At 66.4% G+C, this 11,445-nt stretch carries 7 protein-coding genes and 1 riboswitch; of the genes, 5 read left to right on the top strand and 2 right to left on the bottom strand.

Features of this window, described 5'->3' with window-relative positions; translation table 11 throughout:
- The first annotated feature begins 2 nt into the window (after window positions 1-2).
- Complete coding sequence (locus HNQ07_RS23995; protein WP_260322780.1) at window positions 3-203, top strand: hypothetical protein; 201 nt, start codon at window positions 3-5, stop codon at window positions 201-203.
- Window positions 204-892: 689 nt separating this feature from the next.
- On the top strand, window positions 893-2,704 hold the full coding sequence (locus HNQ07_RS06840; RefSeq protein WP_184110179.1) for an NPCBM/NEW2 domain-containing protein: 1,812 nt from the start codon (window positions 893-895) through the stop codon (window positions 2,702-2,704).
- Between the two features lie 106 nt (window positions 2,705-2,810).
- Here the strand turns inward: HNQ07_RS06840 and HNQ07_RS06835 are convergent, their stop codons facing one another.
- A complete protein-coding gene (locus HNQ07_RS06835; RefSeq protein WP_184110178.1) occupies window positions 2,811-5,009 on the bottom strand; it encodes a glycosyltransferase in 2,199 nt (732 codons plus the stop codon).
- 70 nt (window positions 5,010-5,079) lie between these two features.
- On the bottom strand, window positions 5,080-5,754 hold the full coding sequence (locus tag HNQ07_RS06830; RefSeq protein WP_184110177.1) for an NAD-dependent epimerase/dehydratase family protein: 675 nt from the start codon (window positions 5,752-5,754) through the stop codon (window positions 5,080-5,082).
- A 215-nt stretch (window positions 5,755-5,969) separates the two neighbouring features.
- Here HNQ07_RS06830 and HNQ07_RS06825 point away from each other — a divergent pair, with 215 nt between their 5' ends.
- The 3 genes from HNQ07_RS06825 to HNQ07_RS06815 all read left to right on the top strand — a co-directional run bounded on the left by HNQ07_RS06825 (window position 5,970) and on the right by HNQ07_RS06815 (window position 11,426).
- Window positions 5,970-7,247, top strand: a complete 1,278-nt coding sequence (locus HNQ07_RS06825) for a glycosyltransferase (RefSeq protein WP_184110176.1) — start codon at window positions 5,970-5,972, stop codon at window positions 7,245-7,247.
- Window positions 7,240-8,724 (top strand): lipopolysaccharide biosynthesis protein, encoded by a 1,485-nt coding sequence (locus HNQ07_RS06820; protein ID WP_184110175.1) that lies wholly within the window; start codon window positions 7,240-7,242, stop codon window positions 8,722-8,724. Before HNQ07_RS06825 ends, HNQ07_RS06820 begins: the two co-directional genes overlap by 8 nt.
- Before the next feature lie 514 nt (window positions 8,725-9,238).
- Window positions 9,239-9,317: riboswitch (cyclic di-GMP riboswitch) on the top strand.
- Between the two features lie 12 nt (window positions 9,318-9,329).
- A complete protein-coding gene (locus HNQ07_RS06815; RefSeq protein WP_184110174.1) occupies window positions 9,330-11,426 on the top strand; it encodes an NPCBM/NEW2 domain-containing protein in 2,097 nt (698 codons plus the stop codon).
- The last annotated feature ends 19 nt before the right edge of the window (window positions 11,427-11,445 follow it).

Raw genomic sequence — 11,445 nt, 5'->3', positions numbered from 1 at the left:
GCGTGTCCGCTGACGACCGACACCAGCATTCCCGCGAGCAGGATGGCGACGACATCGCCGCCCGCAACCGCGCAGCCATTGAGGATCCGCCAGAGTTTCCACGGCCCAACGTCACGCCGGTTGAGGCCAAGCACGGTCTGCCGCAGAAGGGTGGGATTGCTGGTGGCCTGCATCTTGAAACTCCTCACGTGAATCAGGTCTGAAGCTCGAACGGGCCTTCTGTGCCCACGGTAACGGGTTCAGAGTGCGGTGGAACTCGCTAAGGAATCGTAAACGGCGCCAGAAAAGTGGTGCTTTGATGGCGCTGTGACGGGGGACACGCCTCCCCCACATTCAGCCGGAGAGCGCTGCCACACCGCGCGCTCAGGGCCAGATCGTGTCAGCGGAGGGGTGACTGCACAGGTGGCTGATCCCATGCTGACGACCGCCGCTGTCCAGAGCAGTGGGTGTGAAAAACCACCCTTCTCTACACTGCTCGACTGTAGGTGAGCATGCCGTCAGCATTCACTTGCCTAGACAGGGCGTGGAGACGGCCATCATCCTTTCTAGTGATGACGACGGCATTTTCTCGCATGACCCATTTTGCAGCTCAACAGCGGTCATGAGACGGCGTGCATGAGAGCGTTGAGAGGCACAGGTCGAGGGCTCAGGCGTTCTTCTAGAAACAGACGTTGTATTTGGTCCCCGGCCCTTCCTCATCTTCACTCACACGTAAGAAATTCCGCTTGAGACCGTACATAAAGCGTTCATAAGCTTTGGTTAAGGTGCTGCCCAGGACCGCTGAATGTCTGATGAAGACTTCGGGCTCCGCACACCTCTGAATCTCCTGCCTTCTTCATCGCCTTCTAAATCCAGAGGTTCCCCGCCGAACCCCTTCGAGAGGACACGCCACATGACCCACACCTCCCCCACCCGCTTCCGCGCCTGCGCTCTTCTCCTGATTCCCCTGGCCCTTGCCGCCTGCTCGCAGGCCCCCAGCGCCCCCCAGACGTCCGCCACGAACGGGAACGCGAGTGCTGCCGACTACCCCTATGACGGCATCGACCGGTCCTGGACCGCCAGCGATGACGGCCTGGGCAGCCTCAAGGGCCTCGGCCTCGCGTCCGGGGACAACCAGCTGTCCGGCCAGGGCTGGACCTCGGCCACCAGCGGTTGGGGCCCGGTCGAGCGCAACAAGAGCAACGGTGAAACCAAGGGCGGCGACGGCCGCACCCTGACGCTGAACGGCAAGACCTACTCGACGGGTCTGGGTGTGCATGCCAATTCCACCGTCACCTTCGCCCTCGGCGGTCAGTGCGCCACCTTCGCCAGCGATATCGGCCTCGACGACGAAGTCGGCACCCGGGGCTCAGCGGTCTTCCAGGTGTGGGCCGATGGCGTGAAACTGTACGACTCCGGCAAGATGACCGGCTCGAGCGCCACGAAGTCCCTGAGCGTCAGCGTCGCCGGCAGGAAGGAACTCAAGCTTGTCGTCACGGACGCGGGCGACAAGAACTACTTCGATCACGCCGACTGGGCGAACGCCCGGCTTCTGAGCTGCACGGCTGGCTCGACCCCTGCACCGACGCCGAGCCCCGCGCCGGGCGGCACTGTTACCTACAAGGCGCCGCTGGTGATCACGAAGGGCGGGACGTACACCGGGAACTACCAGAGCACCGACCCCAACGTCCCGGCGATCACTGTCCGGACCAGCGAACCCGTCGTCATCGACGGTGCCAACCTCAAGGGGCCCGGCAACCTGATCGCTGGCTTCAGCATGAACCTCACCGTGCGCAACACCAAGGGCTACGGCGTCAACCCCAATGTCGCCGGTCGCAACGTCGGCCGCTTCATCAGCTCCGAAGAGACCATCAACCTCAACGTCACCAACAACTACTTCGAGGGCACCGGCGGTATCTACGTCCGCGCCTTCCGCGGCAACACGGGCGCCGGCCACACCGTCAAGATCCTGCGCAACAGCGCCAAGAACATCGACGGCCGCTTCAGCAACGGTGCGGGCGGGTACCGCAACGACTTCTACCGGGTTCAGTTCGTCCAGTTCAACAGCGTGCGTAACGTCCCGAACGTCGAGATCGCGTGGAACCAGGTGATCAACGAGCCGTACAAGAGCGCGCTGGAAGAGAACGTCAACATGTACGAGTCGACTGGCACGCCGTCGAGCCGTATCAAGATCCACGACAACCTGATCTGGGGCGCCTACGCCCCCGATCCCGCCGCCACGGCCGGCTATGGTGGGGGCGGCATCCTCCTGGGCGACGGCAAGGGAAGCAGCATGAGCACGGCCGGCGGGTGGGTGGACGTCTACAACAACACCATCATCAGCACCACCAACCAGGGCATCGGGATCGCCGGTGGACACAACCAGAACGTCTACAACAACCGTGTCGTCTCGGCCGGTCTGCTGCCGGACGGACGGAAAATCGCCGCGCAGAACGTCGGCCTGTACGTCTGGGACCAGCAGGGCTCGATCAAGGGCGGCGTGTGGGCGAACAACACCGTTCACGACAACAAAGTCGCCTGGATGCGCTACAGCAGCGACGGAAAGAGCTCGCTCGGCAACACGTGGTTTGCCAACTGCACGGCGGCGCTGTGCTTCAACAACACCACGCTGTACAACACGGTGACCCTCGGCACCGAGGCGGCCGAACTCTCGGCCTGGCAGAGCCGCGCCGCCTCGAACGGGCAGAAGATCGGCACGAACTGACATCGAGAGCGGCGAAGTGGGGCCTGGGGCATATCCCAGGCCCCACTCGTGCTGTCCTCTGTCGCCAGCGACATGGCCTACTCCGTGGAGCCGGCCGGACCAGCGCTTACCGCGAAGTCCCGTAACTCTCGACGGTGGCCTGCGTGAACCGCTCCGGCGTGTGATCCGCCTGAAAGTCGGGCACCCTGGAGCGCGGCGCCAGATCCGGCACCTGCCGCAGCGCCGCCGCAAGCGCCTCCGGATTCTCCGGCTCGCACAGGACCCCCAGATCGTACGCCCGGACGGTCTCTGTGAGCACGCCGACGTCAGACGCGACGACTGGCACGCCCAGGGACGCTGCGATCAGCAGCGGGCCGCTCTGGCCCGCAAACACCCGGCGGTACGGCAGGACGACCGCGTCCGCCGCCACAAAATAACTCTCGACCTCGTCATCCGGCACGAACTCCACCCGGAAGTGGACACGGTCGGCAACGCCGCAGGTCTGGGCGAGTTGCTCCAGCGCCTGGGAGTCGAAGGTGCGCGCCGGCCCGACGATCAGGAGATGGAACTGAGCGGGCAGCAGCGCCAGCGCCCGGACCGCGATGTCACTGCCCTTGTCATGGCGGGTGCCACCGAAGGCCAGAAGGGCAACCGCGTCTGCAGGAAGGTTCAAGTCGGCGCGGCGCGCGGCACGCACCTGGGTCCGCGTGGCAGAGGTGGTGCGCGGCGGCTCTGCGAAGTACGGCACAGCATCGACGGCAAGCCCGGGCACACGGGCCCGAAGCTGCGCGGCCAACGTCTGCGAGTGCACCATGATCCTCACGCCCAGCAGGCCCAGCAGAAACACCACGACTAGGTGAACAGCCTCCCCCAGCGGGTGACCCGGCGGAGACTTGTATGTCCGGAGGAAATACAGCCAGTGCAGCGTGGCCCTCACCCGAACACGGCCGAGCACAGGCTTCATCGAGAGCAGGGCAAGGAGGAACGACTGAGTGTAACTGTCGAGGTAGAGCAGGTGCACGACATCCGCCCGCTGCGCCCTGGCCGCCCGGAGTGCCGCGCGGAAGAAGCGCACGTTCACGAGTTCACGCTGCCGTCTGGGCAGACGGTAATAGGCCTCGGCACCCGAAGCGTACAGGGGCAGGACGTCGCCCTGCACCTGCGGTGACGCGTGCTGCACGGCGTCCACCAGCCGCGCCGGACCAATCACCTGCACACGGTCACCCCGCGCCACCAGGCCGGCCGCCAGCAGGGCGGCGTAGCCGGTGTGGTGCCCGGTGTCGAGCGGATCGATCAGCGCCACCCGCTGGCCGCTCACAGAGAGCGCGGACAGCGGTGCGGTCGGTCGGGGCCGGCGACCACGCATCCGGGCCAAGGCCGGCCCCAGCCGGGAACGCAGCGTGCGCCGGGCTTCCAGCGGAATGACCCAGCCCGACAGGAAGCGGACCCACTCGAAAGCGCGCGGCCGTGCGCCGGCGAATGCCCGCAGGAGCGGCAGGGCCGCCGCGTGGTCGCCGGACAGTTGGGCCGCCGTGCTGACATGCGAATTCAGGAAGGCCGCGAAGGCGCGCGGGCTCATGGTGCCGCGCCGGAGGTGTTCCTGCGCCCACGCCAGGGAGAACCGCCAGTCCTGGTGACGGCTGACGGACGCGCGCGGCTCCTCGTAGTACCAGATGGCGCCCACGTCGGCCGAGGTGGCGAGATGCACGCCGGGACGCGCCGCCGCCCGAAGGAGCCAGTCCCAGTCCTGGTGCTTGGGCAGACCAGGCTGAAAGGGAACGTCCAGCAGCAGGTCACGTGAGGTGAACAGCAGGCTGCTGACCAGCCCGCTCGCCCGCTCGCCGGACGTGCGGCGGGCCAGCATGTAGTCACCGATGGTCTCGCCGGCTTCGGGCTGCCGCGGAGGTTGCGCCGTGTCTCCCCTGGGCGTGCGCTCGATCCACGGGCACGCGACGATCACCCGGTCTCCATGCGCCTGCGCGACCGCCCACTGCTGCTCGAGCTTGTGAGGCAGCCACTCGTCGTCGTCGTCGAGCAGGGCGATCCACGCGGCGCGGGCCGCCCGGACGCCGATGTTGCGCGCCTCGCTCCCGCCCACCGCGGCCGGCTGGGCCAGCACGCGCACGCGCGGGTCGGTCACACTGTGCAGCGCGTCCAGCGTGGCGGTATCCGGCCCGTCCACGACCACGATCACCTCGATGGCCGCGAGCGTCTGCGCCAGGGCCGTGCGGAGCGCGCGGGACAGCAGCAACTCGGGACGGCCGCGGGTGGGAATGACCACGCTGACGAGCGGGTCGCCGGAATCCGGGACGGCGGACTGGTTCATGTGGCGCCCAGGCTACTCTGCTCCGGCACGCCGCGTCCGGCACATGCGGCCCCAGCTGAGCCGACGGTCCTCACGGAGACGCGAAGCTGCCCGCGCCCGACCGCACCGAGATCGCGCCGGCCGACGAGAAGTGTTCCATCAGGAACAGGCACGCGTCGGTCGGGTCGAGGGCGTACAGCTGGTCGCTGCTGGCCCAGTTGCCTGGCAACACTGCGGGGATCTGGCGCCCGGGCAGCGTCTCGTCCAGGACGTCGAGGTGGAACCGCGCGGAGATGAAGTCGCAGTCGTACTGGCGGCGGTAGCGGTCGCACATGCCCAGGGTCAGCAGTTCGATCAGCGTCTCGGTGGAGGGGTCCTCGGCCGGATCGCTCGCGTGGGCGGTGGGCAGGCCGGACGCCCCATCCAGCGTGAAGATGATGTTCAGCAGCTTGCGCACCTCGTAGACATACGAGGCGTGGATCACGTTCGACAGGCCCAGCATTCGCCCGTACAGGAATTCCGCCGGGTTCACGACCTGGGCGACCTGACCGCTGGTGTGGTCGTTGACCAGGAACACGTAATCCGGGAGTTCCTGCTCGAAGAAGAGATTCACGTCCAGCTGGTTGCGCAGGTTGAGTTCGTGGGCCTCGCGGGTGATCACGTTGTCGTACCCGCTGGCGCGCAGTTTGCGGCAGAGCATGCGGCCCAGCGGGCTGTCGTGCCCGGCCACGTAGATTCGTGCGTCCAGCGGAAGTCGCATGCTCATTGCCAGGGCAGTGTGCCCAGCGCAGCGTTACCTCGCCGTTAAAGTGACGACGGCCATGAACCGGGCGCGATGGCACCGGTTCTACAGGCCTGGAAGCGCTCCCAGCCGCGTATCGTTTGCATTCCTGTAATGTGACGGGCTTATGGTGAAGCCATGATCTCCGTTCCCCACCGCCCTTCCGTGGGGGTGTCCGACACCACCGTGGACGTCGCCTGATGCAGGTGCTGCACCTCAATACCTCCGACAGTGGGGGCGGCGCGGCGCGCGGCGCGTACTGGCTGCACCAGGCGCTGTCGCGTCATGTCACGTCCCGGATGCTCGTGCAGGACAAGGGCACCACCGATCCGCAGGTGGTGCAGTACGGCTCGTCCCTCGCCGCCCGGGTGGCTCGCCGGGCCGAACGGCTTCCGCTGCGCCCCTATCCGGACGCCAGGGGCCTGTTCTCTGCTGCCACAATGCCCCGGCTGGTACACCGGACCGTCAACGCCATGCAGCCCGACGTCGTGAACCTGCACTGGGTGAACGAGGGCTTCGTCACCCCCGAGAACGTGCGGCGCATCCACGCGCCCGTCGTGTGGACGCTGCGCGACGTGTGGCCCATGACCGGTGGCTGCCACTACACCCGCGGCTGCGAGCGTTTCACCGCGACCTGCGGCCAGTGCCCGGTGCTGCGGTCAAGCGTGGAGAACGACCTGTCGCGCCGCGTGTGGCACCGCAAGGCCCGGGCGTTCCACGGCCGGCCCCTGACTTTCGTGGCCCTCAGCGAGTGGATCGCGCGCGAGGCGCGGCGCAGCGCCCTGCTGCGCGAGCACGAGACGATCGTGATCCCGAACGCCCTGGACGTCGACCTCTTCCAGCCGCGCGACCGGGCGGCGGCCCGCGCGGAACTGGGGCTTGATCCGGCACGGCGCTCGATCTTCTTCAGCGCCATGAATCCCATCGAGGACCGGCGCAAGGGCTTCGCGCAGTTCCGGGAAGCGCTGGAGGTGCTCGCCCGGCGGCCGGACGCTGGTCAGCTGGACGTGCTGGTCGGCGGTCCCATCTATGGTCCGGCGCCGGAGATGCCGCTGCCCACCACCTTCCTGGGCCGCATCGACGACGACCGGACCATGGGGCTGCTGTACGCCGCCTCGACCGTCACGGCCATGCCGTCTCTGGAGGAAGCCTTCGGGAAGGTCGCCATGGAGTCCATGGCCTGTGGCACCCCGGTCGTGTGTCTGCGGGGCACCGGCACCGCCGAGATCGTCACGCATCTGGAGCACGGATATCAGGCCGTGCCGCTGGACATCGCGGACCTCGCGGCAGGACTCGCCTACGTGCTCGACCATCCGGCGCCGCAACGGCTCGCAGCGCAGTCTCGCCAGCACGTCCTCGCCACCTACACCTTCGAAGCGCAGGCTCAGGCGTACCTCGACCTGTACACCCGGTTGGTGCCACCCTCGGGTCAGTCCGGAGGAGTCCGCGTCAACTATGATCGAGGCGCGCATGAGTAGCCTCAAAGCCAGAACGGTCAACGCCATGAAATGGAGCTATTTCTCCATGTTCGCCGGACTGGCCATGCAACTCTTTTTCGCGGCCATCCTGTCGCGGCTGCTCACGAAGCAGCAGTTCGGCGTGTGGGCCATCGCGGCCCTGTTGCAGCGCTTCGGACAGTTCATCACCGACCTCGGTGTCGGTCAGGCCATCGTCCAGAAAGCGAAACTCACCGAGGACGACATCCGGGCGGGCTTCACGTCGTCGCTGGGACTGGGCATCTTCACCACGGCGCTGGCGTGGCTGCTGGCCCCTGCCATCAGCACGTTCTTCCCCACCATTCCCGATCTGGTTCCGGTCGTCCGCGGCTACGCCCTGGTGTACATCCTGAGCAGCGGAATCATCATCTCGGGCAGTCTGCTGCGGCGGGCACTGAATTTCAGGCCCCAGGTCATCGCCGAACTGACGTCGTATGCCATTGGGCACGGCATCATCGGCCTGGGGGCAGCGTACCTGGGGTACGGCGCCATGAGCCTGGTGATCAGCGCCATCGCCCAGGCCGTGATTCAGCTGGTGCTGCTGTACTCGGCCACACGGCATACCCTGAAGCCAATATTTCGCTGGGACGCCTACCGCGGGCTGTTCCGCTTCGGCGTCAAGGCCACGGCCGTCAACTTCCTGGAATTCCTCAGCGCCAACCTCGACACCTTCATCATCGGGAAGTTCTACTCGTCGGCGCAGCTGGGCGCGTACAGCCGGACATTCAGCACCCTCGCCATGCCCGCGACAAACTTTGCGACCAGCCTGTCGAGGGTCATGGCTCCATCCTTCAGCGCCGTACAGGACGACACCGACCGCTTGCGCCGCTCGTACCTGACCGGCCTGCGAGCGATGTCCATCCTGATCTTCACGGCGACCGGCTGCATCCTGATCGACGCGCCGGAGATCGTGAAGGTCTTGCTGGGGCCTAAATTCGTCGAATCCATTCCGCTGATGCAGATCTTCGCGCTCTACATTCCCTTCGCGGTGCTGACCAACCTCTCCGCGGTGCTTGCGGAAGCCACGGCGCGGCTGAACGTAAAAATCGTCATCCAGAGCGTGTATATGGTCGGCCTGGGCGCGGCCCTGTGGATCACCTACCGTCTGGGCGGCCATGTCGAACACCTGGCGATGGTGCTGGTGGCGGCCAGCGTATGCCGCAGCGCAGCGTTTGCCGTCGTGGCCCGCGGCATCATCGGCGGGAGCGGCCGTCAGATTGCCCAGTCCTACGGAGTCGGCGCCCTGTACTTCATGGGTGGCGCGCTGGTCACCGCCGCCGCAGTGTTCCCGCTGCGTGCCATGGCCGTGCCGCTGCCCGTCCTGTTCATCCTGGAACTGCTCCTCGGAGCGGCGGTCCTGGCAGGCGTGGTGCTGCTCGGCCCCCCGAGCGAACTCAAGGACATGGCGTACGCCAGCCTCCGGCAACTCCGTCGGCGCGCTGCCCAGCCGTCCAGCTAGCTCTGCGCGGAGGGCTGGCTCTGCCCCCGCCGGCTTCGGCGGCGGGCATTGAGCTGGCGATGGATGGTACGACCAGTCCACGTTCTGCACGGGAGACACACGGGCTCGAACGTCCCGTTTTCAGCGGACTGTCATGACAGCGGACGGCAGGCGTGCAGACCCGTCTTAATCCGGTTTCTGACAATCTTGAGGTCAGGGCGTGTTTGGGGCCGCTTCTGCCTGCCTATGACGACCTGGCCGGCATCTTTCGGCTATGCACCAATCTGGGTGGGTTCTGGCGTCTTACACAGTTCTGACGTGTCACCGGTCGCAGCTTCATCGAGGAGATCCCGCCTTGTCAGGCAGAGACTGCTGTACCACACACGGTTTTCAGCGCCACGTCCATAGCCGTCTCAACAAATGGATGTTTCATGAAGTCATCTTCAGACGGCTCTTAATGTGATGAAACTGTCGTGCCGCGATCCGCATCATGAACCCCGTCAGTAACCGCAGCGAGATCAGCTCAACGCGACCTGCATCGAAACGGCAAACCCTCCGTGAGGGGGGGACGCAAAGCCACGGAACTCATAAGTCGAGTCCGCCGGGCTACCGAAGGAAGGTACTTCATGAACGCTATCCGCTCATCCCGCGCACCCCTGTCCGCCACGTTACTGGCCTTTACCCTCGCCCTCTCGCTGGCCGCGTGCTCCAGCACGGCGCCGGAAGTGCCGACCGAAGCCGACGCGCCGGCGACCACCTCGGCTGACCTGGGCATTCCCAGCGCGGACGACGCCACGACGGACACCTCGCTGGGTGAGCAGGCCCTCACGGTCAAGACCGGTGACAATGCCCTGTCCGGTTCGATCTGGACGGCCGCGACCAACGGGTACGGCCCGGCTGAGGTCAACAAGAGCAACGGCGAAAACAAGGCCGGTGACGGCCGGAGCCTGACGCTGAACGGCAAGACGTACGCGGCAGGCTACGGTGTGCACGCGAGCTCCAAACTCAGCTTCACGCTCGACGGCAACTGCACTGCCCTGACCGCCGACATCGGCGTGGATGATGAAGTCAGCAACAAGGGTTCAGTCGTGTTCCAGGTCTTCGGGGACGGCACGAAACTGTACGACTCCGGCACCATGACCGGGACCAGCGCCACCAAGAGCATCACCGTGAACATCACCGGCCGGAAGACCCTGGACCTCGTGGTCACGGACGCCGGCAACGGCAACACCTACGATCACGGGGACTGGGCCACGCCCATCCTGCGCTCGTGCGCCGCTTCCGTGGCCACCGTGACTGGCGCCGACGACGCGGCCGGCACCACGTACGTCAAGCTGGCCAGCGAGGGCCAGGCGTTTACGGTGAGTGGCACGCAGACCGTCCGCTACGGCGTGGACACCCGCTGGATCTACAAGAGCATCACGGACGCCGGCACCTGCTCGAACACGACCTTCGGTGGTGATCCGGCGTATACCGTTGCCAAGGCCTGCTACCTGGTGGTGGCTCCCGCGCCGGCTGTCGCGGTTGCACCTGCTCCTGCGCCGGCTCCCGCCCCTGCTCCTGCGCCGGCTCCCGCCCCTGCGCCAGCACCTGCTCCTGCACCGGCTCCCGCTCCCACGCCGGCTCCGACCACCCTCACCTACGCGGCGCCCATCACCATCACGAAAGGCGGGACGTACACCGGAGCGTGGGAGAGCCTGAACCCGGCTGTGCCTGCCGTGACGGTCAAGACTGCGGAGCCCGTGATCATCGAGAACTGCTTGGTGCGCGGCATGGGCGTGCTGATCTCGGCCCCCTGGAGCAGTGCGAATCTGACGGTGCGCGGTTGCCGCGGCGAGGGCCTGAACCCGAACGACGCCACGAAGACGGCCGGACGATTCCTGGCGGCCGAGGGCTTCGCCACCATGATCGTGGAGCGCAACACCATCGAGAAGACCAGCGGCATCTACCTCAATGCGTGGAACGGTTCGGCGGCGGCGCAGCCGATCCTGGTCCGCTACAACACCGCCCGCAACATCGAGGGCCGGTACAGCAACGGCAACGGCGGCTGGCAGGACGGCAAGTTCTACCGGATTCAGTTCGTGCAGTTCAACGCCGTGAAAAACGTCTCGGGCGCCGAAATCGCGTGGAACCGTGTGGACAACACCGCGATGCAGTCGCACGTCGAGGACACCATCAACCTGTATAACTCCAGCGGCACGGCCACGTCGCCGATCCGGGTGCACGACAACCTCCTGAATGGGGCGTTTGGGACGCCGGCCAGCGGTTCGTACTCGGGTGGAGGCATCATGCTGGGCGACGGCGGAGGCCAGTACCAGGAAGCCTCGAACAACGTGGTGCTGGAAACCAGCAACTATGGCGTGGCGGTCTCGGGCGGCAACAACATGAGCGTGCGGAACAACACCGTGCTGGGGACCGGCAAGCTCAACGACGGCACCATCCTGGACGCCGACCCTGACGCAGGAATCTACCTGCGTGACTACGCCAGCGATCCGGCGCACGTGGCCTCGAGCGTGGTGGCGTCGGGCAACACCGTGGGATGGGGACGACCGAACGCGAGCAACGCCACCGCACGTTGGGACTTCTCGATCAGCACGGCCGGGGTGGACGGGGGCAACACACGCGTCGCCGCCGGAGCGATTGACCCGGTTCTGCTGACCAAAGCGATCACCGACTGGCAGACGCGGCTTGTGGCGGCCGGCCTGACCGTCGGCGCACCCTGAACCCAAGAGCGATCCGTTC

The organism is Deinococcus metalli (assembly GCF_014201805.1).
GTDB lineage: Bacteria > Deinococcota > Deinococci > Deinococcales > Deinococcaceae > Deinococcus > Deinococcus metalli.
This window is presented reverse-complemented; position numbering and strand designations above follow the sequence as displayed.

What these genes read in the sequence shown, in the direction of transcription:
- HNQ07_RS06840 (WP_184110179.1), top strand. Translation starts at nt 893, where the DNA reads ATGACCCACACCTCCCCCACCCGCTTCCGCGCCTGCGCTCTTCTCCTG.
- HNQ07_RS06835 (WP_184110178.1), bottom strand. Translation starts at nt 5,009, where the DNA reads ATGAACCAGTCCGCCGTCCCGGATTCCGGCGACCCGCTCGTCAGCGTG.
- HNQ07_RS06830 (WP_184110177.1), bottom strand. Translation starts at nt 5,754, where the DNA reads ATGAGCATGCGACTTCCGCTGGACGCACGAATCTACGTGGCCGGGCAC.
- HNQ07_RS06825 (WP_184110176.1), top strand. Translation starts at nt 5,970, where the DNA reads ATGCAGGTGCTGCACCTCAATACCTCCGACAGTGGGGGCGGCGCGGCG.
- HNQ07_RS06820 (WP_184110175.1), top strand. Translation starts at nt 7,240, where the DNA reads ATGAGTAGCCTCAAAGCCAGAACGGTCAACGCCATGAAATGGAGCTAT.
- HNQ07_RS06815 (WP_184110174.1), top strand. Translation starts at nt 9,330, where the DNA reads ATGAACGCTATCCGCTCATCCCGCGCACCCCTGTCCGCCACGTTACTG.